This is a genomic window from Paenibacillus sp. 01L418, assembly GCF_056400045.1.
This window is the reverse complement of record NZ_JBFTSN010000042.1, coordinates 13,814-35,079: the sequence shown is the minus strand read 5'-3', so window position 1 is coordinate 35,079 and position 21,266 is coordinate 13,814. Positions and strand designations below refer to the sequence as shown.

General features: G+C 44.7%; 18 protein-coding genes and 2 pseudogenes. 11 read left to right on the top strand and 9 right to left on the bottom strand.

Annotated elements, in window-relative coordinates:
• Positions 1-339: 339 nt before the first annotated feature.
• Together gntK and AC1DSE_RS08715 are read left to right on the top strand one after the other, a co-directional pair.
• A pseudogene (gene gntK / locus AC1DSE_RS08720) lies at positions 340-1,695 on the top strand (gluconokinase); the annotation flags it as partial.
• Positions 1,696-1,809: 114 nt separating this feature from the next.
• Positions 1,810-3,140, top strand: a pseudogene (locus AC1DSE_RS08715) (IS1182 family transposase).
• Positions 3,141-3,281: 141 nt separating this feature from the next.
• Here the strand turns inward: AC1DSE_RS08715 and AC1DSE_RS08710 are convergent.
• The 3 genes from AC1DSE_RS08710 to AC1DSE_RS08700 form a co-directional block, all read right to left on the bottom strand.
• Complete coding sequence (locus AC1DSE_RS08710; protein ID WP_477509837.1) at positions 3,282-4,124, bottom strand: sugar nucleotide-binding protein; 843 nt, start codon at positions 4,122-4,124, stop codon at positions 3,282-3,284.
• Positions 4,125-4,300: 176 nt separating this feature from the next.
• Positions 4,301-5,785, bottom strand: a complete 1,485-nt coding sequence (locus AC1DSE_RS08705; RefSeq protein ID WP_477509838.1) for an amidase family protein — start codon at positions 5,783-5,785, stop codon at positions 4,301-4,303.
• 141 nt (positions 5,786-5,926) lie between these two features.
• Positions 5,927-6,895 carry a DMT family transporter gene (locus tag AC1DSE_RS08700; RefSeq protein ID WP_477509839.1) on the bottom strand — a complete coding sequence of 323 codons (969 nt, stop codon included), beginning with the start codon at positions 6,893-6,895 and terminating at the stop codon, positions 5,927-5,929.
• A 117-nt stretch (positions 6,896-7,012) separates the two neighbouring features.
• Between AC1DSE_RS08700 and AC1DSE_RS08695 the strand changes: the two genes are divergently transcribed.
• Positions 7,013-8,365 carry an aminotransferase-like domain-containing protein gene (locus tag AC1DSE_RS08695; RefSeq protein ID WP_441880723.1) on the top strand — a complete coding sequence of 451 codons (1,353 nt, stop codon included), beginning with the start codon at positions 7,013-7,015 and terminating at the stop codon, positions 8,363-8,365.
• A gap of 3 nt (positions 8,366-8,368) precedes the next feature.
• Here the strand turns inward: AC1DSE_RS08695 and pruA are convergent, their stop codons facing one another.
• From pruA to AC1DSE_RS08680, 3 genes are read right to left on the bottom strand one after another with little or no spacing between them, the layout of a single operon-like run.
• On the bottom strand, positions 8,369-9,916 hold the full coding sequence (gene pruA, locus AC1DSE_RS08690; RefSeq protein WP_441880724.1) for an L-glutamate gamma-semialdehyde dehydrogenase: 1,548 nt from the start codon (positions 9,914-9,916) through the stop codon (positions 8,369-8,371).
• A 60-nt stretch (positions 9,917-9,976) separates the two neighbouring features.
• Complete coding sequence (rocF, locus tag AC1DSE_RS08685) at positions 9,977-10,879, bottom strand: arginase (protein WP_441880725.1); 903 nt, start codon at positions 10,877-10,879, stop codon at positions 9,977-9,979.
• Positions 10,880-10,884: 5 nt separating this feature from the next.
• Positions 10,885-12,096 (bottom strand): ornithine--oxo-acid transaminase, encoded by a 1,212-nt coding sequence (locus AC1DSE_RS08680; RefSeq protein ID WP_441880726.1) that lies wholly within the window; start codon positions 12,094-12,096, stop codon positions 10,885-10,887.
• Positions 12,097-12,266: 170 nt separating this feature from the next.
• Between AC1DSE_RS08680 and AC1DSE_RS08675 the strand changes: the two genes are divergently transcribed.
• Positions 12,267-12,578: a hypothetical protein gene (locus AC1DSE_RS08675; RefSeq protein WP_477509840.1), complete on the top strand. Its 312-nt coding sequence runs from the start codon at positions 12,267-12,269 to the stop codon at positions 12,576-12,578.
• A 79-nt stretch (positions 12,579-12,657) separates the two neighbouring features.
• Here the strand turns inward: AC1DSE_RS08675 and AC1DSE_RS08670 are convergent, their stop codons facing one another.
• The 3 genes from AC1DSE_RS08670 to AC1DSE_RS08660 form a co-directional block, all read right to left on the bottom strand.
• Positions 12,658-12,954 (bottom strand): DUF6509 family protein, encoded by a 297-nt coding sequence (locus AC1DSE_RS08670; protein ID WP_339204976.1) that lies wholly within the window; start codon positions 12,952-12,954, stop codon positions 12,658-12,660.
• A 109-nt stretch (positions 12,955-13,063) separates the two neighbouring features.
• Positions 13,064-13,996, bottom strand: coding sequence for a manganese-dependent inorganic pyrophosphatase (locus AC1DSE_RS08665; protein ID WP_430063283.1), 933 nt, complete (start codon positions 13,994-13,996; stop codon positions 13,064-13,066).
• 136 nt (positions 13,997-14,132) lie between these two features.
• Entirely contained in the window at positions 14,133-14,726 is a 594-nt protein-coding gene (locus AC1DSE_RS08660; protein WP_477509842.1) for a GNAT family N-acetyltransferase, read from the bottom strand.
• A 412-nt stretch (positions 14,727-15,138) separates the two neighbouring features.
• On the opposite strand from AC1DSE_RS08660, the gene AC1DSE_RS08655 reads away from it, so the two are divergent.
• The 7 genes from AC1DSE_RS08655 (at position 15,139) to AC1DSE_RS08625 (ending at position 21,246) form a co-directional block, all read left to right on the top strand.
• On the top strand, positions 15,139-15,792 hold the full coding sequence (locus AC1DSE_RS08655) for a hypothetical protein (RefSeq protein WP_477509843.1): 654 nt from the start codon (positions 15,139-15,141) through the stop codon (positions 15,790-15,792).
• A 242-nt stretch (positions 15,793-16,034) separates the two neighbouring features.
• A complete protein-coding gene (locus AC1DSE_RS08650; protein ID WP_477509844.1) occupies positions 16,035-16,586 on the top strand; it encodes an RNA polymerase sigma factor in 552 nt (183 codons plus the stop codon).
• Complete coding sequence (locus tag AC1DSE_RS08645) at positions 16,579-17,343, top strand: hypothetical protein (protein ID WP_441880732.1); 765 nt, start codon at positions 16,579-16,581, stop codon at positions 17,341-17,343. The genes AC1DSE_RS08650 and AC1DSE_RS08645 overlap by 8 nt, the downstream gene beginning before the upstream one ends.
• A gap of 1 nt (position 17,344) precedes the next feature.
• Positions 17,345-18,226 (top strand): ABC transporter ATP-binding protein, encoded by an 882-nt coding sequence (locus tag AC1DSE_RS08640; protein WP_441880733.1) that lies wholly within the window; start codon positions 17,345-17,347, stop codon positions 18,224-18,226.
• Entirely contained in the window at positions 18,223-19,512 is a 1,290-nt protein-coding gene (locus tag AC1DSE_RS08635) for a hypothetical protein (RefSeq protein ID WP_477527591.1), read from the top strand. Before AC1DSE_RS08640 ends, AC1DSE_RS08635 begins: the two co-directional genes overlap by 4 nt.
• Before the next feature lie 12 nt (positions 19,513-19,524).
• Positions 19,525-20,670 carry a hypothetical protein gene (locus AC1DSE_RS08630; RefSeq protein ID WP_477509845.1) on the top strand — a complete coding sequence of 382 codons (1,146 nt, stop codon included), beginning with the start codon at positions 19,525-19,527 and terminating at the stop codon, positions 20,668-20,670.
• A 147-nt stretch (positions 20,671-20,817) separates the two neighbouring features.
• Positions 20,818-21,246: a MarR family winged helix-turn-helix transcriptional regulator gene (locus AC1DSE_RS08625; RefSeq protein WP_076267273.1), complete on the top strand. Its 429-nt coding sequence runs from the start codon at positions 20,818-20,820 to the stop codon at positions 21,244-21,246.
• Positions 21,247-21,266 lie beyond the last annotated feature (20 nt).

The window sequence follows — 21,266 nt, the reverse complement described above, 5'->3', positions numbered from 1 at the left end:
ACAGGTCGTACACAGCGTGAGCAAATATGCAGAGAAATATAAACGTCTTCGTCTGGAAGCGGAGGCTAACGGTTTACTTTAAAGTTTTCATAACTGGAAGCGAAATGAAAAGAAGAACCTGAGTGCAGTAATCTCGCATTCAGGTTCTTTTTTGTTCTATTTTTACGAGAGAGAATCGCTGAATAAAACAATTATTACTTCTCAATCTATCGATCACATGCAGTTCATTCGTATAGAAACGGGTTGAATAATTGCTGTAATAACGATATTGTAGCAATTACAGGGTAAACGATTATAAAGCCAGATGTTGTTTTGGCAATTGTATGCGGAGGTACAAGGATGAGTACAAAATATGTTATCGGTGTTGATATAGGAACGACAAGCACGAAGGCAGTACTCTTTACGGCCAAAGGTGTCATAGTCGCAAGCCATGGTATTGAATATCCGCTGCATTCTCCTTCGCCAGCTATTGCGGAGCAGGACCCGGATGAAATTTTTAATGCTGTGTTAGGCACTATTGGTCAAGCTGTTGCGAAAAGCAACGTGCAGCAAGAAGATATTTTATGTGTTTCATTCAGTTCGGCAATGCATAGCGTGATCGCTGTGGATCAACAAGGGACGCCAATATCAAGGTGCATAACTTGGGCAGACAATCGGAGTATCGAATGGACGAATAAAATTAAAAATGAATGGAATGGCCATGAAATCTATTTGCGTACAGGCACTCCCATTCATCCGATGTCTCCGTTATCCAAGCTTACCTGGCTGCGTCATGATCATAAGGAGTTATTCGATCGTACATACAAATTTATTTCGATAAAAGAGTACGTTTTCTTCAAGCTGTTCGGACGTTATGTCATCGATTATTCGATTGCATCAGCAACAGGCCTGTTCCATTTGAACAATTTGCAATGGGATGAGGAAGCGCTTCGTGTTGCTGGCGTTACGGCAGATCGGCTTTCGGAGCTTGTGCCGACAACGTATAAGCTGGAGGGGTTGGAAGAGCAGTTTGCGAAGCTGATGAATTTGCAGCCAAACACACCATTTATAGTAGGCGCTAGTGATGGCGTACTCTCCAATTTGGGTGTCAATGCGATTAAGCCTGGCGTAGTTGCCGTTACAATCGGTACGAGCGGTGCTATACGAGCGGTAACGGACAAGCCTGTAACTGATCCGAAGGGCCGTATTTTTTGCTATGCTTTAACTGAGAAGCACTGGGTTATCGGGGGACCAGTGAATAACGGAGGAATGATTTTTCGCTGGGTTCGCGATCAGATCGGTACGGAAGAAGTTATTACGGCTAAAGAAAGAGGTATCGATCCCTATGAGCTGCTAACGGAGCTCGCTGCGAAGGCGAAACCGGGTTCTGAGGGTCTTATTTTCCATCCTTATTTGTCAGGCGAACGTGCTCCGCTTTGGGATGCGAATGCGCGTGGTTCATATTTTGGGCTGGGACTTCATCATAAGAAAGAGCATTTAGTTCGCGCAGCGTTAGAAGGAGTCATTTATAATTTATATAGCGTACTCATGGCACTTGAAGAATTGACAGGCAAACCTACTCAAATTCAAGCAACAGGAGGGTTTGCGAGGTCAGAGCTTTGGCGCCAGATGATGGCTGACATATTTGATCAAGAATTGCATGTGCCTGAGAGTATTGAAAGCTCTTGTCTTGGCGCGGTTATTCTGGGGTTATACAGGGAGGCCACTGAAAAAGTCCGTTAGATATAAAGGCACAGACCCTCAATATTTTGAGGGCGCTGTGCCTTTTTTCTTGTATACTTTCAGTATCACGTCGGAAGGGTGAATATCATGTTCCAGCCTCAACTCTCATTTGCACTTAGTCCGTACACAGCGCTGTACGACCTCATCGTGCCAAAAGACAACATGTTGCGTCAGATTAACGAACTCGTCGACTTCTCCTTCATCTACGACGAGTTGAAAGCTAATTACTGTTTAGATAATGGCCGCAACGCTATTGACCCGGTGCGGATGTTTAAATATTTGCTTTTGAAAGCCATTTTCGAGCTGTCAGACGTGGACTTGGTTGAGCGCTCCCGTTATGACATGTCTTTTAAATATTTCCTTCAGATGGCACCGGAAGAAGCTGTCATAGATTCCAGTTCTCTTACGAAGTTCCGTAAGTTGCGATTGAAAAATATGGACCTGCTAGACCTACTTATTAGCAAGACTGTTGAGCTGGCTACCGCGCAAGGAATTTTAAAGAGCACGTCTATCATCGTGGACGCAACACATACGAAAGCACGCTACAACCAGAAATCGCCGAGAGAAGTTTTGCAGGATCGTTCCCGTAAATTGCGTAAAGCCATCTACACCATCGATGAATCGCTACGAGCAAAGCTTCCCGCTAAGAATACGGTGGACACGCTTGAAGCCGAGATCACCTACTGTCAGGAGCTCATTAAGATTACTGAAACCGGTCTTGGTATCGCCCAGCTACCTAAAATTACGGAACCGCTTAATCTGCTTAAAGAAACCGTTGAAGATGACGTAGAGCAACTGCGCATCTCGCAGGATCAGGACGCGCGCATCGGCCACAAGAGCGCGGACTCTTCATTTTTTGGTTACAAAACGCACATAGCCATGACCGAAGAAAGAATCATCACAGCCGCTATTGTCACAACCGGCGAAAAGAACGACGGCAAACAACTACAAGCGCTCATCGAGAAAAGCAAGGCAGCAGGCGTGAACGTGAAGACCGTCATTGGCGACATGGCTTATTCGGAAAAAGATAATTTAACCTACAGCAAGGAAAATGAAATTCAACTCGTCTCGCGATTAAATCCCCTGATTACCCAAGGTGCGCGCAAGAAGGAAGATGAGTTTGAATTCAACAAGGATGCTGGGATGTATGTTTGCAAAGCAGGGCACATGGCCATTCGCAAAGCGCGCACAGGAAAGAAGGGTGTTGGGGCAAATCAGATTAACACCTACTATTTCGATATAGAAGCGTGCAAGAAGTGTCCCCTAAAAGAAGGATGCTACAAGGAAGGAACAGCGAACTCAAACACCGACACGGGTACGACGTGGCCACGTCCTCGGGTCTGCCTGGCATGCAGATACAAGGTGCTATGGCTATATTCGCAGTGAACTTAAAACGGATATTGAAATTAGCTGACTAACAAACAGCGCCAAGACCTCAAAAATGCGACACCTTCTCCGGAATATCAGGAGAAGGTGTCGCATTTTTGCTTATCGCTTTGGGGGCTCACAAAAACCTTAAGTTCTTCAGTGGCCTCGCCGGCCGCCCCATCCTTTTTAAACTATTGCTGCTCTTTATCCAAATAATCGCTCACTAAATATGATATCATCTCAGCATTGGTGCTTCGCGGAGCGCTGACAAAGTCATCGCGATTCGAACGCAACTGAAAATAATATGTAGCAGCATCATCTTCATATAATCGTTCTCGCAATATACTCTTTTCACTTCCTAATTGTTTTAAAATCTGTTCATAAAATTGTCCTTGAGTCAGCGTATCCACTGCGTCTAAATGAAAAATTCCTTTTAGCTCTTTTTCAATAATGAAGCGCAGCTGTTTAGCGAGCGAAACATCCAGAAGATTATTAAACACGAGATTGCTGTAAACTTCTATCTCTTTATTATTTTCGATACTATCTTTAATCGTGTTCCATCTCGGAGAATCTTTCCCCCATATCGCGGGTATTCTGACAATGATCGCTCGTTCATACAAAATTTCTGTAAGCATGTTTTCACATTCGATTTTGAATTTCCCATAATCGGTGCCGGAAATAGGTAGATCTGTTTCAAAATGAGGCTTTGAAAAGTCTCCATCAAATACGTTCGTCGTAGAAAAGAAATACAGTCGACTATTATGCTTAGCTAATTCCATAGCCAATTCTTTATGGAACAACAGCTGTTGATCAAACTCTCCTCTTAAGCAAGAAATAACAATATCGGGTTTAATCGAATGGATGATTTCCTTCATTTCAGCCATTTGCTCAACATCTAAATTGTACTGCTTATCCGTAGGCAGACTCGTAAATGATGAAGAATAAGTGCCATACAGGTCAAAACCGTGCTGCAATTCATCAACCAATGCTCTTCCTACAAGACCGCTTGCACCTAGAATAAGTACCTTTTGCATTCTAAATACACTCCTCCAAAACACCTTTATTAGAAAACGATCCATAACTAAAAAAAGATACGCAGAATCTAAAACATAACAAGCCATACTTGTTTCTATTCCTTATTTCTTCCCAAAAAAACAGACGCAAACCAGCGGATTATACCCGTTGTTTACGCCTGCTTATTTCAAGCTATTCAATTAAAAGCTGACGGAGATACACGATGCTTGGTCGCCTGCTCAAAGCCATAGGCTAGTTTAATTAAGGTAGGCTCGCTGAAGGCTGTACCTATAAATGTGACCCCTTGCGGTCCCTTGGTCGTATAGCCGCCTTCGGCAATGATTCCCTTCTCCGCATAACCGCCAGGCACGGTAATGACCGGATAACCCGCTCTTGCGGCAAGATCATCGCCATCATCATTGCCTAGGAACAACAAAGCATCCAGTTGATGCTCCTCTAATGCGAAGTCAATTCCCTGCTTGCCTGCCAGCTCTTTATTTCTCAAAATACTATCGACATATTCCTGTTCGGTCAACGTTCCGCTCGTTTCCTCCGCCGAAAGCAGCGTATCCTGCCCATATTTTAAAGCAATGTCTGCATGCTCTTCGTTATAAGCAATTAACTCCTTCAAGGAATGAACCGGAACCGATTCATCCAGCTTTCCGAGGTAGTCATTGATATATTTTTTGAATTCATATCGCAGCACATGCCAATCCCAATCAACCTTCTCACACGGCAGCTCAACGGGATCGATAATCGTCGCGCCAGCCTGTTTCAAAACCGCAATAGCCGACTCCATGATCGCAAGCCTGTCTTCGTCCAAATCTTTATAATAAAAGCGCGGGATTCCGATCCTTGCTTGCTTTAAATAACTAGCATCAAGAAATGGCGTATAGTCGGAATGAGCTTGCTTTGCCCCATTTACCGTAACCGCATCTCGCTCATCGGCGCCTGCCAATGTTCCAAGAAGAATAGCCGCATCCGTTACCGTTCTAGTCATCGGACCTGCTGTATCCTGACTGTTTGTAATCGGTATAATGCCAGCTCGGCTTACTAACCCAATCGTTGGTTTAATTCCTACTAGGCTCGTTTGGCTTGCAGGGCTTATGATGGATCCCGAAGTTTCCGTGCCAATTGCAGCAGCTGCCAAATTGGCGGCAACCGAAGCGCCTGATCCCGAGCTTGAACCGCCAATGAACAGCTCTCCCGGACCATACGGGTTAAGCACAAGGCCTCCTCTTGAGCTGTATCCCGCCCACATTGTGCCTGACATGAAATTAGCCCATTCTGTCATGTTCGCTTTGCCTAGCAGAACCGCTCCTGCGGCACGTAATTGCGAAGCAACAAAGGAATCTTCCGCAGCATATGAATTCGCTAAAGCTACTGATCCCGCGCTTGTGTGCATATTGTCGTGTGTATCGATGTTATCCTTGAGCAAAATCGGAATACCGTGCAGGCTGCCACGACTCCCTTTTTCTTGTCGCTCTTTATCTAACGCTTTGGCAATTTCAATGGCATCAGGGTTCATTTCCAAAATAGATCGAAGAACGCCATCATATTTGCTGATTCGCTCCATATATAACTGGACCAGCTCTTCTGAGCTTATCCATCCTTTTTCCATTGCTGATTGCATGCTTGTAATATCCGCTTCCACAATCCATGTATCCTTATTCTCGATCACTTGATCATCCCCTTAACGCCGCTTCTAATAACCTACAAACCTAATCATATCCATTATTAGAGCAGCTGTCAGCGTAGAGAATGAGTATAACTAAGCTTTCCGGCAGCAGCTGTACGACTCAGATGGAATCGCTGCCTTCTGTTATCGTTCCACCTTTTGAGAAACACTTATCGGAGATGTTCCCTTTCTTTTACCGAATGCCCCCATGTTCGTGCCCAGCACACCAACAACGATAACTGCAGCGCCAATGAAATGGTAGTATGCCAGCTTCTCGCCGAGAAACACAAATCCACCGATAACAGAGACCAACGTTGCCAGATGATTAAATACGCTCACTTTAGACGCTTCAAGCTTGGATAAGGCGTAATTGCTGAGCAAGCTGGATACGAGCGAAGAGAGCACGCCCAAATATAATATCGATAGGAGGAACACTGGACTGGCAAATGGTTCAAAATAATGAGCAATCGTTCCTTTGGCGACATGTTGGCTTATTGCGATAAAGTTAAATACAAGGAAGCCAATAGCCGTCATCATATACGTCATCGTCATTACCTTCATGCGACCAGAGAGTCGCCTTGCTAGTACGCTATAGCCTGCCAAGGAAAGAGCTGACAAAAGTATGAGCAAGGTGCCTTTTACATTAGAAATATCGATTGACGTCCCCTTCATGACAAAGATGAATATAACCCCAACAACAGAGAGCAGGGTCGAAAGCTTCTGTACCTTAGTCGTCCGCTCCTTCAAGAAATACGCTGCGGCAATCATCGTGAAGATAGGCACTGTGGCATGAATAATACCTGCTTCTGCGGAGGATGTAAACTGTAATCCATAGGCTTGGAAAGCAAAAAACATCGACGGATAAAAGACAGCTAGCGGAAGAATGCTTAGCATATCCCGCGCTTTAAGCTGCAGCTTGATCCAGCCGAATGCGACTGGTATTGTTGCCGCAATAAAAGATATGGTGAAACGGTGGGCGAGACTGTCCAGCGGACTTGTAACCGTCAAGGCTAATTTTCCGAAAAGAAAAGAAAGCCCTACAATAGTGGAATAAACAATAATCGCTGTATACGCAAGCCGTTTCGACTTCGAATTATTGTGTGTTGTCATCATGGTATACCTCCTAGTAACTGTTCGCTTTATATAGGTATCGTATCTCCAAAGCTGCACATGCTACAATATACAAAAAAGCCATCTGTATCGGTACAGATGGCAGGAGGCACTGTTAAAATGTACTTTTATTTAAAGCTCATGAATGAGCTGGAGGAGCTCATTGCAAAGCAGCCCTATAAGGATGGGCAGAAGCTCCCTTCCATTCGAGCGCTGGCAGAGCAGTTCAATTGCAGCAAGAGCACAATTATTAAAGCTTTGGATGAGCTGGAGAAACGCCATCTCATTTATGCGATGCCAAGAAGCGGCTATTTTGTTGTAAAAGGAATGAACGCCGCTCAAGATGAAGCAGCCCGCCTGCTCAACTTTGCAGCATCGGCGCCCGATCCGGCATTGTTTCCTTATTTGGATTTTCAGCATTGCATTAATAAAGCAATCGACACTTACCAGAAGGACTTATTTGTTTATGGCACCGCCAAAGGAATGGATTCCTTGATTGATATCGTTCGCAAGCAATTGATGAGCTATCAGGTGTTTGCGCCAGAGCGCAATATCTTTGTTGTCTCCGGGGTTCAACAGGCGCTGTCTCTGCTTGCATCTATGCCATTTCCGAGCGGCAAGCAGAAGGTGCTGATTGAGCAGCCAGGTTATCATCTGTTTATAGAGTATTTACAAACACGGAATGTACCCGTAATTGGCATCGAGCGTCGTTTCTCCGGCATTGATTTCAACAGGCTGGAGGAGATCTTTCGCACAGAGGACATTAAGTTTTTTTATACGATGCCGCGGTTTCACAACCCGCTTGGCTGCTCCTATTCGAAGAAAGAGAAGCAGCTGCTCGCTAAGCTGGCCGCCAAATACGATGTATATATCGTTGAAGACGACTTTCTAGCTGATTTCGAGCAGAACAGCAAAGCCGATCCGATCTACACTTATGACGACTCCTCTCATGTCATCTATTTAAAGAGCTATTCCAAAATTATATTTCCCGGCCTGAGGATCGGTATTGCGGTCATCCCTGATTTACTTGCAGAAGCGTTTCGCCTATACAAAAAACAAGACGACATCGACAGCTCCATGCTGTCGCAAGCCGCTCTTGAAATCTATTTGCGCAGCGGCATGTTCGAGCGTCATCGCGCCAAAATCCGCGGGAAATACTCGGAAAGGGCTAAGCTTCTCGATACGGCGCTTGCGAAGGAAGCTTCACGCAGCAAAGGTGCCTTCACCTATGAGCGATCCAATTACCCGATCGTTCATACTCATATTTTGCTTCATGAAACCATTTCTGTCCCGCTCCTAATCAGCAAATTACGCAAGGAGGACATACTGGTTGATGCCATGGATCGTGACTACTTGTCTACTTTTCAGAGGGCAAATCTATTAAAGCTTAATGTGACCAATGTGATTGAGAGGAACATTGAGAGCGGCATTGAACGGATCGGCAGCCTAATAGCCCAATCCGCTCGCCTGTAACGATTAGAATTTTTCTGATACAACCTTCGCCTGCGTGAAGAGCAGCAAATAATCACGCCCGCCGGCCTTCGAATCCGTACCTGACATATTAAATCCGCCAAAAGGATGGACCCCAACTAAGGCACCTGTACACTTGCGGTTAAAATAAAGATTGCCGACATGAAACTGCTCGCGGGCCTGCTCCAATCTGCTGCGGTTCCGCGAGATGACGGCACCCGTCAGCCCATAATCGGTGTTGTTCGCGATAGCAAGCGCTTCGTCAAAGCTGCCCGCTTTAATAAACGCGAGTACCGGCCCGAATATTTCCTCTTGCGCGATGCGGGCAAGCGGAGCGACATCCTTAATGATTGTTGGTTCAATGAAATAACCGCTGCTATCTCCAATTTTGCCGCCATGTACGATGATTCCTTCGCTGCGCCCAACCTCGATATATTTTAAAATACTCATGTAGGCTCGCTCGTCAATGACCGGTCCAACGTAAGTAGACTGCTCGCTTGCTTTCCCAAGCTTTAGCCGTTTTGTTCGTTCAACAACCTTATCAATAACCTCGTCATAGACGAGTTCATGCACAACAGCACGCGAGCAGGCCGAGCATTTCTGTCCAGCATAACCGAAAGCGGATGCTGTAATCGCATCGGCCGCCAGCTCAAGATCGGCCTCCGCATCAACAATAATCGTATCCTTGCCGCCCATCTCTGAAACGATGCGCTTCAACCATTTCTGATCCGACTGGCCGATAGAGGCTTTCTCGTTAATACGCAGGCCTACCTCCCTTGACCCCGTAAAGCATATAAAGCGGGTTAATGGATGCTCCACCAAAAAATCACCCACCTCATTTCCCGCGCCGGGCAAGAAATTCACAACACCGTCAGGCAGCCCTGCCTCCTCCAGCAGCTCAACAAATTTCGCCGCGATAACAGCCGTCGCGCTGGCCGGCTTTAATACTACCGTATTGCCGGCAACAACCGCCGCCATGGTCATGCCCGCCATAATCGCAAGCGGAAAATTCCATGGCGGAATAATAACGCCAACGCCAAGCGGGATATAGACTAGCTCATTATCCTCGCCTGCTACAGCAACAATAGGCTGACGCTCTGCAAGCCGTTCCATCTCCCGCCCGTAATACTCCAAAAAATCGATGGCTTCGGCTGTATCTCCGTCGGCCTCCGCCCAGCTTTTGCCCGCTTCATAAACGAGCCATGCAGAAAACTCGTGCTTACGCCTTCGCAGTAACGTCGCTGCTTTATACAATACTCTCGCCCTGGCAGAAGGCGTCACTTTCTTCCAATGCTCGAAAGTCTCTGCGGCAGCAAGTATGGCTTTATGCGCCAGCTCAGAATCCGCCTGTGAGACGATTCCTACAAGCTGCCCAACATCAGAGGGATTGATTGATTTTCGCTTTTGAATCGTCTCGATGCGGTCAGCACCAATCCTTAGAAAATACTCTTGGCCCAGCTCCAGTTCAACTTTGCGCAGCGCCTCCTGAAAATCATTAATATGGTCGATTACCGAAAAATCGGTAAATGGTTCGTTCTGATATGGCTCCCGCATAGCTCAGTTCCTCCTGCTCATTCGAATCTTTGCTAGTCGCTTGAGGCTCTTTCCCTTGCTTCACAAAATCTGTTCACCCAGCAGCGAGCCAATTAGCTCCACCGCAAGCTTAGCCGTCTGGTCATTATGGTCGAGGCTTGGATTAACTTCCACGACTTCGGCTGATGTGACCAGATCCGATTGATAAAGAAGCTCAAGTGCAAGATGCGCTTCACGGTAGCTGAGTCCGCCCCTGACAGGCGTGCCCGTACCCGGTGCCTCAACCGGATCAAGGCTATCAATGTCAAAGCTGACGTGGACGCCATCAGTCGTTTGCTTAAGCTGCTGTATCACCTTCTCCATCACGCGAGCAATACCAAGGCGATCAATATCATGCATGGTATAACAAGCGATGCCTAAAGATCGGATATAGGCCTTCTCGCCGGAATCAAGCGATCTGGCTCCGACAATCGCGACATGCTCTGGCTTTATTTTGGGCGAAAATCCTCTTAAATTCGTTAACAAAGGAATGCCTCTGCCAAGGCTGATGCCAAGCGACATCCCATGTATATTGCCCGAGGGACTTGTATCCTCCGAATTCAAATCCGAATGCGCATCAAACCAAATGACTCCAAGATTTTTATAATGCTCGGCTAAGCCAGCAATCGTCCCAATGGAAATGCTATGATCTCCGCCTAGCACTAACGGGAATTCCCTTGCCGCAACGATCTCCGATACGCGCTCAGACAATCGGCTGGTCACTTCGTGCACCTCAGACAAATGTTTGGCATTTGCGGATTGAAGCGGCGGTATTGGAGTAACTAAGCCAATCTCGCCCGCTAACCGATGCGGGATGTGAAGCTCCGCCAGCTTGCGGCTAAGCTCTGCCGCCTGCAATATATGCGCTGGACCAAGCTCCGCACCGGGATTCCCTGCCCCTTTCCCAAAAGGAACAGCAACGATTGCCACCTGTTGAATGCTCATCGCCGTCACGCTCCTGCCTGTATGCTATTCGCGAAGACCGTTTGAATTTGTTCGAAGGCAAAGTCGAGCTCCTCTTCCGTGATGATGAGCGGCGGTGCCAAACGAATGACATGCTCATGCGTTTCCTTGCAAAGCAGTCCCAGCTCCATCAGCTTCTCGCAATAAGGCCTTGCAGGCGTCGAAAGCACAATGGCGATGAACAATCCGCGTCCTCTAATTTCAGCAATGTCCGGATGGCGCAATGTAGCAAGCTTGCTCATCAAATATTGCCCCAACAGCTGTGAGCGTTCCGCCAGCCCTTCCTCTTCGGTTACTTCAAGCGCTGCAATCGCAACAGCGCAGCTAAGCGGATTTCCTCCAAAGGTTGAACCATGAGAGCCCGGCTCGAATACATCCATAATGCTCCCGTTCGCGGCGATAGCCGATACAGGCATGACCCCTCCACCCAGCGCTTTCCCCATAATATAAATATCAGGAATGACATTTTCCCAATCGCATGCGAATTTTCGTCCTGTACGCCCGAAGCCGGTTTGAATCTCATCTGCCACAAGCAGCACCTGCTGTTCTGCACATAGCTGAGCAACAGCAGCAAGAAATCCATCCGGAGGAATCCGAATGCCCGCCTCGCCTTGAATCGGCTCAATCAATATCGCAGCGGTATTCGGCTGCATCACCGCCTTCACTGCCTCTAGGTCGCCATATGGAACAACACGAAATCCAGGTGTAAAGGGACCGTAACCTTGCTTATATTCCTCCGTTGAGGAGAAAGACGTCAGTGTCAGCGTTCTGCCATGGAAATTGCCCTCAAAAGCGATGATTTCAGCTTGATCATTCGGTATTTGCTTGACGCTGTAAGCCCAGCGTCGTACAGCTTTGATCGCCGTCTCAACTGCCTCTGCCCCTGTATTCATAGGAAGAATTCGTTCCTTGCCGGTATAGGCCGCCAGCTTCTCGCAAAACGCACCAAGTGCCTCATTATGAAAAGCTCGTGATGTAATCGTGACCTTATCCGCCTGCTCCTTTAACGCTCTAATGATCCGAGGATGTCGATGCCCTTGATTCAATGCCGAATAAGCGCTCAACATATCCATGTAGCGCGCGCCTTCTGAATCCTGCACCCATACGCCCTCTGCGCTGCTAATCACAATCGGCAGGGGATGATAATTATGGGCGCCAAATTGCTCTGCCAGCTCAATATCCTTATTTGCCCTGTTCATCACCTGCTCCTCTCTGCATGCACCGCAAAAAATAGCTGTTTTTGAATTTTATGCGGTTAAGGGGTGACAAATAACAAAGGGAACCGAGGATAGGCAGAAAGTAACAATTTCACTTGTACAAATCCGCGAGGCTTGCTTTAATAATATTTGGGGGAAAGGGGGGTTGAGTGATGAAAAACAAAAAGGTTTTTCTTACAATGCTGATTAGTCAAATCTTGTTCGGATTGTTTACGCTCGTTTGGCTTTTTGTCGCGTTAATGTCTGTTATGATGTTCGACTCGCCAGGTTCAGAAAATCTATTCTGGCCTGTGCTTTTATTTATTGTGATTTGGCTTTATCCGGTAGCTCTTATTTTGTCCATTATTGCAAGCTGGGTGCTCTATCGGTTCAATAAAATGAAAATAGCGGTTACCATCGCAATGGTACCGCTCATTTGGGTGCTGCCTCTTCTCGGTTTTTTAATCTATGCCAATGTCAGCTAATCCATGACATGGCTAAAAAACGTTGCCAGCCCTGCTCCATACTGAATTATGTATTATAATTCAACTGCTAAAAGGCTGTTTATTCCTCCGACTTGTCAAAATGCTCCTGACAAAACGCCAGTACCATCTTCTCTTCATCCTCTTCCAGCTCAAAATCAATGTACTTATTGGAGGAAGTGGTTAGAAATTCATACTTTGCGATTCGGGCTGTATCCTCTTCGATCACATAAATGACACGGAGCGTCACGCCCTCGTCATGATAAAGCTCATCATCATCCGCTACATCCAGATCAAGAATGAACTCATACCTCTTTCCTGATAAAATGCCAAACGGGTCCTTCATTAATTCAGCGCTATATTCTGTTACAGTAAACATGTCATCCGCTCCTTCTTCTCTAGTATAGCAAAACAAAAGCAGCCTGAAACTTGAAATCCAAGCTTCAGACTGCTATTTTTTTGGCAAACGGCTGCTGCCTCGCTGTTTCTTACAGGCTGCTTAGCGTTTCTGTAAGAACAGGTACGATTTGCGATTTGCGGGAAACAACGCCTTTGAGTACCGCTTTATTGTCTACCAACGTTACGTTGTAAGCTTTCTCAACCGCATGAGCTTGAGCGCCAAGTGCAAGCGCTACGGAATCATTGTTCAAAATGTCCGTTACAACAAGCACAAACAGATCAAGACCTTTTGTTGCAATAATATCGTTAAGTGCTGCTTCCAGCTCAGCTTGACGAGAAATAACATCGTTTGTATCAACCGCGTTTACTTGCGCGATTTCTACTTTGTAGCTGCCCATTGCGAATTCTTTCGCATCTAGGGAAATCAGCTGTGCAATCGTTTTGTCGCTAAGATCCGCGCCTGCTTTAAGCATGTCCAGACCGTAGCTTTCTGCATTAACGCCAGCGATTTCAGCAAGCTCGCGAGCGGCTGCTACATCTTGCTCCGTGCAAGTTGGCGATTTGAACAGCAAGGAATCAGAAATGATAGCAGACAGCATAAGGCCAGCAATTTCTTTGCGGATTTCAACGCCGTTCTCTTTGTACAATTTATTCAAAATCGTCGCTGTGCAGCCTACAGGCTCAGCGCGGAAATATACAGGGTGGCTTGTCTCGAAATTAGCAATACGGTGGTGATCGATTACTTCAAGTACACGTACACTGTCGATATCGTTTGCGGATTGTTGACGCTCGTTATGATCGACCAAAATAACAGTGTCAGTCTCGTCAGCAACATTCTCGATCAAACGAGGAGCTGGGATGCCGAAATAATCAAGAGCGTATTGTGTTTCGCCATTAACGTCCCCAAGGCGAATCGCCTCAACGTCAGCACCTAGCTTTGTTTTTAGCTCAGCGTATGCGATCGCTGATGTAATCGTGTCGGTATCCGGGTTTTTGTGCCCGAAAATAAGCGTTTTAGTCATTTCGAGTACTCCTTAAAAGTTATTTTTCGGCTGGACCAAACAGTCATTAACGGCCCATGTCCTTTTGTAAATGCTATACTAAAAACCATTATAGCTTTAAGTGCTCTTTATTCCTATACCTTTACACTGAATTAAATCATAAAATTTGTGAATGTTGTATGTGCTTAAGCTTGTAATAACTGTATTCCCTATTTTCAATAACGATATTGTTTTGAAATTCAAAACCGCATTTTAGGATCACTTTATTCGATGGTACGTTGCGTATCTGAGCGATAGCCACGAGCTCCTCGACATTCGTATTTTCGAACAAATACTGAATCAATCCGTTTGCAGCTTGAGTCGTGTAACCCTTATTTCTATGATCATTTGAAATCCCATAAAAAATCTCTCTGTTGGGCGGCGATATTTTATCCAATATTCCTGTCCCGCAAACACCGATAAATTCGCCAGTATCTCTGGATATTATACTCAGTCGCAGCCGCAGCTCTCCTATATCACCATCTTTGGATACCGCTTCTAAAAAAAGTAGATTTTCTGGTATTTCATAATGATTGAACCAGTCTGCCCTTTGTTCCTTAGAAACATTCCAATCCAGCAAAAATTCATGAAAATGAGGCTGCCAAGTGAGATTATGCAGAGCATCTAAATCCTCGACCTGATACTCTCTCAAAATAATATCTTTGCACGCTATAGTTAAAATGCTATTACTTGTATTTTGTGAATGACTCATCGATATCCTCCTAATGTATAGAAGGAATACAAAGCAGAATATTGAGAAGCATCATAAATCACAAAAAAAGCAGCAAATCACAAGGATTCGCCGCATGATGTGATGTATAACACACTTTGCTTTGTTTCCTTGTAATAGTAAAAATAGAATTGTGGATTAAACTATTACAAAGTAACTGGCATAGTGTTGATTCCCCTTCCAAATATAACCTGATAGAAATTGTAGCAAAATTCAAACTCAAAGACAATAAAATACACAGATTTTACAGCTCATGAGATTTAAAAACGATCAATAGAAACGATTAATAGACTAGTGTCCTTATTACGTTCTGTATTATAATACTCTGAAATGGGAAATTTTTCTCTATTCCATTCAACATCTTTAGTTATATCGAGCAGTTATTGAGAAAAGGATGTGTTTCAATATTAACTCGCCAGTCCGTACGCTATTTGCATTTCTTTTCGTTTTTATCGTCAATATTTCCTTAAGCATGTTGGGTTTAAGCACCAATTACTCCATCATTTCCAGCTTTATTATTGTCTTTTTGTTCTTTGGATTACCTCTTTATACGCCGCTTCTTGAAACAGATTTGGATCGATTGGAGAAATTTTTAATTGCCCAGCGTAAAAACCCTGCCTTTTATATTTTATATGCATCTTCGAACAGACAAGATGAAGAAGTTGAACGTCTGATGCCTCAATTGCTTCTCAAGTATAAACAGCGCCACAGACAAGCATTGTATATGGCCTTTCATGGTGCATATCGGAAAGATGTTTCCTCGGTAAAAAACCAAATCGTACATATACGGCCAATGGATTACCAACATTATTATGCAGCCTTTGTTCATTTGGAAGAAGGAAACATAGAGCTTGCTCGATCAAGCGCTGCTAGAGTTTCCAAGCCATGGATGAAAAATGCATTACTTTCCGAAATTGAAGAAAAAACAGGAAACCAGCTAGAAGCAGCTTCTTATGCAAAAAAAGCGCTGTTAAGCAGCCGGGGACTGCAGCGTTATGTTTTGCATAAACACTATGAGCGCGAGCTGCCTGAGGCTCTAGCAGGATAATAAATTTATTTATATCATCCTATACAACTGCAAAAGAGAGGCAATGGAGATTATGCTGCTGTGTTGCTGCATTGCTCCATACCTCCTCGAATACCTTCAACCACCAGCGCTTCGCTGGCGGTTTTTCGTATGTGTGCAATTCACCAAGAAAAAGTATTTTTTTAACACATGCAAACTATTTCTGACCGGACTTCGAATATACAAGCAAGCGGCAATTTACTATGCGGGAAAGAGAGAGCGATATGGACACAGAAGCAGCATGGATCAAGCAAGTTCAGCGACAATCCAGTGAAACGGCAGCGAATGCACTCGTTTCCCGGTACTACAAGGAAATGTACAGCTACGCATACAGGCAAACTACGAACAAACAGCTGTCCATGGATCTTACACAGGACATTTTCATTCATATGCTGCAGTCGATTGGAAAATTTGACGGAACACGCGGTTCCTTCCGTACTTGGCTGTACAAGCTTGCCACAAACCGAATTGTCGACTACTATCGCTCCAAATATTACAGCTATGCCCGTCATACCGCTCCGATAGAGGAGGAAATGCCAGATGACGGCGATTTTACATTGGAAATAGAAAAGAGAGAGCAGATTGAAACGATTATGCTCCAGGTAAATCAAATGGATGCTGCCTCACAGCATATTTTCCGCTTGAAGTTTTTTGCTGAGTACACATTCTCTGACATTGCGCCGCTGCTCAATATTCCAGAATCAACAGCGAAGACCAAATACTACGCCATGATCAGAAGGCTAAAAAAAAAGCTTGGAGGCGACAGCAATGAATGAGCAAAAATTTCAGCAAGTCGAACTGCCGGATGAACTTGAGATAGAACAGCATATCCGCAGCATTGTTGCAGCTGGCCTTGTTCCAAAGCAAACGTTCTATCACTATTTACGAACGATGTATCGTCGTCTCGGCTTCAGGCATCTGTTCCATGACTGGACAGAAATCGTCTTTGCGATAACTGCCGGGTTCGCTCTTATCATCTGGTTCGCGCTCACCGCATTTGAACGTACAAGAGTACTGAGTGAAGACCTATATTCAGCCATTTTCATCGGATCTCCCGTTTTGTATCTCGTCATCGCTCTCCTATTTTTTGTCCGCCGAAAATACAGCGATACCTATGAGACAGAAATGACCTGCAAGTATAATGTGTACCAGCTTGCCTCACTGAGGATGCTCGTATTCAGCCTCGCCTGCATGGTCGTTAATGCGGTTTTAATTGTCGCGGCAGCCATCATTTACAGCCAACTAAACGTTTTATTCGCAATATCGCTGTCAGCCGCTTCACTTTTTCTTTTCTCTGCAGCTTTCTTGTACATCATGGTCAGCGTACATTCGGACATGATGAAATATGTGCTCATTGCAGGCTGGTTTATTTTGAATCTGACTCTCCTGCAGCTAAACAAAGAGTTTTATCTACATTTCATATCCGCCATTCCCATTTCGATTTATATTGCAGTCGCCATCTTTGGATGCGCCATATCCTTAAAAAATCTTAAGAAGCTAACGACATTCCAAAGCTCGGAAGGAGCTGTCTGACATGCTAACCGTACAAAATGTGTCCAAACACTTCGGTAACTTCAGCGCGCTGGAGCAAATTAATCTTGAATTCAACAACGGCGTTTACGGACTGCTCGCTCCGAACGGAGCAGGAAAAACGACGTTGATTAAAATGTTAGTCACACTGCTGTACCCCAGTGAGGGTGAAATATTGTACAACGGTGAAAATATTATAAGGCTGGATGAACGCTATCGCGAGCAGCTCGGCTATCTTCCCCAGCATTTCGGCTATTACAAAAATTATAGTCCGCGGAAATATCTTCTGTATATTGCGGCTTTAAAGGGCATCGAGACCACTGCTGCGAAGTCCAAAATCGTGGAGCTGCTGAAGCTCGTTGCGCTTGAAGATGTGATCGATAAAAAGATGAAAAAGTTTTCCGGAGGCATGATCCAGCGTGTTGGCATTGCACAAGCGCTGCTGAATGATCCGCGAATTCTTATTCTGGACGAGCCTACAGCGGGTTTGGACCCGAAGGAACGAGCCCGTTTTCGCAATATGTTGACCAGCCTAGCGCGTAATCGAATCGTTATATTGTCTACACATATCGTGTCGGATGTTGAATCGATTGCGAATGAAATTATTTTGATCAAGGACAAACGTGTGCTGCATAAGGATTCCATTGCGAATATTTGCAGCCTCATCGACGGTATGGTGTATGAAACTACGGTTGATTTCGATGCTGCGGATGCATTTCGACATTCGTATCTGTCGCTTTCTGAGAAGCAGGAATCAGGTCGGATGAAATTTAGGTTTATAGGCACCGGACATCCTAAGCCTGATTGGAACCCATCAGCGCCAAGCCTTGAGGATGTATTCATCTACATATACCAGGATGAAGCTGCTGCGGAACAACCGGTATGAGCTGGAAAATTCGAGTTTGCGAGCTGAGAAAAGCGCTTCTCTCACCCGTCATTATCGCGCTGCTGCTGGTGTTTACCGCTTATAATCTATTCCTCATTGCTCAAGAGGCTTATAAAAAGGATGAAATGAGCATATTGAACGAGCTTGTTGCACAGTTCGGTTCCGAGATTACTAAGCCGATGCAGGAGGATTACAAGTCTTACTATTTGTCGCGACTGGACGATATGAACAAGCTGACGAATAAACGGACATCTCAAACGTATGAGATGCCCAGCGATTTTTTTGAATATGAAAATTATAAGCGTTACGTGACCGATCAACCGAATCTTTACAGCAGAGATGAGCTTGATTTGTTTAATGAGCTGCAAGTTATTCAAAATTATTATTATTTGATGCAAGACATCGATGATACCTATGCTGGGTTCAATATGAAGCAGATCGCCGAGGGCGAGATAAAGAAATATGGATTCAGCGGCTCGGCGGCTGATTTGGTGAGACAGCGGTATGACCACATTGCTGAGAGACTACAGCAGCTTATCGAAAGTGGCGAGCACAAGAATCTATTTTTCATTGGTCAAATCTATCAATCACATTCGATGCTGTTCAAAACGCTCATTGGATCTATTTTGCTGCAGCTGATGATTTTAGTTGTATTAATGACCGGGTATATAAGCAATTACGAATTTGAGCAAGGTACACATCTGCTGCACTACTCCACCAAACGAGGCAGAAAGCTGCAAACGGATAAGCTGCTTTCCTCCTTCGCAGCCAGCATAATCGTGACGACCGCTCTAACCGGAATATCCTTGTCCGCTTACTTCCTGACCTTCAGCTACAAGGGGCTTTGGAAGGTGYCGGTCAGCAGCTTTTTCAATTGGGAATTCGGCATGCCTTATCCTTATTTAACATGGCACTCGATGTCTTATATTACCTATTTAGGCTGTGCTATCGCGCTCATCTTTGTGCTCCTGCTTATCTTTACCGCCATTACCTTTGTGTTAACCGCAATTATTCGCAACAGCTACTTGGTATTTGGAGCATTTGCCATTCTTTTCGGCTCTTTTCTCCTAATTACCAACATCGTACCAAGAGATTTAAAGCTTATTTTATTTACAGGGTTTACTCCGTTTCATCTTGTATTGAATCCGAAAGCGTGGTTTACAGCAAGCGGCGCCTTCATGAGCCTTCCAAATAACGAATGGATTACAGCTGGCATTTGGCTGGCGCTGTTAACACTGTGCTGCTTCCTCTGCTTGCATCAATTTAAACGACAAAATATTAATTAGAAAGGAGCTCCTATGACAATCGTGCTGCATGAAATAAAGAAGGTATTTGGCCTGAGAATGGTCATTATGCTTCTAGCGATCAATGTTGTATTTTATTTTTTATTCATACAGTTTTATTTTCAACATTTTCCTAACGGAAATCCCGATACTGAAATTCATAAAGCCAGCATTGAGATGAAAAAGGATTATGGCACGCATATGGATAATGCTGAGTATGAGCTGTTTAGACAGAAATACGATGAAACAATCGAAAAAGCAGAACAATTCATGAAGACCGATCAGCAATTCATGGATGCTGGGATCACTACCTATGAGCAATTTTACAACAGTGATTATAACAATGAGCAACTGAACAAGCTCCATAATTATGCTGTATTCGAGTCGGATACCGAACTGTTCTGGGAGCTGCAAGCACGCAGGTACATGATCGAACGCTATGAAAATAGTGAAAAATATCCTTACAACGCATATGGCGAGGTTGATGCGAAACAGCAGAATAGAATGGAGAAACATGTTGCTTCCGATGAGGGTGACTCGATATTTACCGATGTTGTATTCAGCAATTATATGAGTTTAATCATCTACATGACCGTTCTTATCGGTTTAAGTATCCTCTTTATGGTTTCACCTATTTTTCTTCACGATAAACGAAGCAATCTTATTCATTTGCAATATACTGCGCGAATCGGACGAAGGCTTTTCTTGCGAAAGCTTACTGCAGCGATGATTTCCACACTCCTTATCGTAACCGTACAGCTTGGCGTCTTCTTCCTCATGTATAGCAGGCTGGGAACAGGATTATTTCTGGACTCGGGCATCAATTCAATATTTAATATAGGTTACTTTTGGTATGATCTCACATTCGGACAATACATTTGTCTGACTGTAGCAGCCATATATATGCTCAGTCTAATCACCGCCGTGTTTGCAGCATGGATCTCAAGCATGGCAACCAATTACATGGTCATCATCGGACTCCAAATCCCTTATGCTTTTCTGATGTTTGGATGGATGGAAAAATTACTAATCGGTAAACTTGCCGATATTTTATACGCGCAGTATGTGCAGCCGCTAACTTATTTGCTTCTTGCCGCCGGCGCAATTCTACTGTTTGTTCTTCGCTGGCGGAGTGAGCGACGAGCAGATTTGCTCGTATAACTGTTAGTTAAAATGCTGAGGCAGCCTAGAATTGAAAAGAAATATTTAGGCTGCCGCAGCCATAAAAAAATTAGGCTTTACAACAAAATGGAAATATATTATATTTGTATGCACAAACAACTTTTATGTAAAAATGAGGTAACTACGATGCTGGATACGTATTTAAAGGAATGCCTGTACTTCACTGCAAACCGATTGGGCAGAATTATTACGAAGATGGCAGAAGATGAATTTGCCGTTAGCGGCATGTCACCCACGGCTGCTTTTTTATTAATGGCTGTGTATGAGAAGGATGGCATCTCACAGAAGGAGTTAGGCGAGATTCTCCATCTCCAGCCCTCCACAGTGACCCGTCTGATTGAGAAGCTTGTTATCAAAGGGCTGCTCACCAGCCGAGTAGATGGGCGTTTATCACTTATTTCCGCCACCGAGAAAGGCAAAGCATTAAATGACACGATTAATGAGTGCTGGATGAATTTGCGTAAACGTTACGCCTTATTGCTCGGGGAAAAAGAAAGCGAAGAGCTGTCCTTTCAACTATGTGCGGTAAGTGATCAACTAGAAAATAAAGAATGACAACATCTTCTTTATTTAAG

Coding starts and splice junctions, on each gene's coding strand:
- AC1DSE_RS08640 (WP_441880733.1), top strand. CDS start 17,345: ATGCTAACCGTACAAAATGTGTCCAAACACTTCGGTAACTTCAGCGCG.
- AC1DSE_RS08680 (WP_441880726.1), bottom strand. CDS start 12,096: ATGAACAGGGCAAATAAGGATATTGAGCTGGCAGAGCAATTTGGCGCC.
- AC1DSE_RS08675 (WP_477509840.1), top strand. CDS start 12,267: ATGAAAAACAAAAAGGTTTTTCTTACAATGCTGATTAGTCAAATCTTG.
- AC1DSE_RS08650 (WP_477509844.1), top strand. CDS start 16,035: ATGGACACAGAAGCAGCATGGATCAAGCAAGTTCAGCGACAATCCAGT.
- AC1DSE_RS08700 (WP_477509839.1), bottom strand. CDS start 6,895: ATGATGACAACACACAATAATTCGAAGTCGAAACGGCTTGCGTATACA.
- AC1DSE_RS08695 (WP_441880723.1), top strand. CDS start 7,013: ATGTACTTTTATTTAAAGCTCATGAATGAGCTGGAGGAGCTCATTGCA.
- AC1DSE_RS08645 (WP_441880732.1), top strand. CDS start 16,579: ATGAATGAGCAAAAATTTCAGCAAGTCGAACTGCCGGATGAACTTGAG.
- pruA (WP_441880724.1), bottom strand. CDS start 9,916: ATGCGGGAGCCATATCAGAACGAACCATTTACCGATTTTTCGGTAATC.
- AC1DSE_RS08710 (WP_477509837.1), bottom strand. CDS start 4,124: ATGCAAAAGGTACTTATTCTAGGTGCAAGCGGTCTTGTAGGAAGAGCA.
- AC1DSE_RS08660 (WP_477509842.1), bottom strand. CDS start 14,726: ATGAGTCATTCACAAAATACAAGTAATAGCATTTTAACTATAGCGTGC.
- AC1DSE_RS08630 (WP_477509845.1), top strand. CDS start 19,525: ATGACAATCGTGCTGCATGAAATAAAGAAGGTATTTGGCCTGAGAATG.
- rocF (WP_441880725.1), bottom strand. CDS start 10,879: ATGAGCATTCAACAGGTGGCAATCGTTGCTGTTCCTTTTGGGAAAGGG.
- AC1DSE_RS08670 (WP_339204976.1), bottom strand. CDS start 12,954: ATGTTTACTGTAACAGAATATAGCGCTGAATTAATGAAGGACCCGTTT.
- AC1DSE_RS08665 (WP_430063283.1), bottom strand. CDS start 13,996: ATGACTAAAACGCTTATTTTCGGGCACAAAAACCCGGATACCGACACG.
- AC1DSE_RS08655 (WP_477509843.1), top strand. CDS start 15,139: ATGTGTTTCAATATTAACTCGCCAGTCCGTACGCTATTTGCATTTCTT.
- AC1DSE_RS08625 (WP_076267273.1), top strand. CDS start 20,818: ATGCTGGATACGTATTTAAAGGAATGCCTGTACTTCACTGCAAACCGA.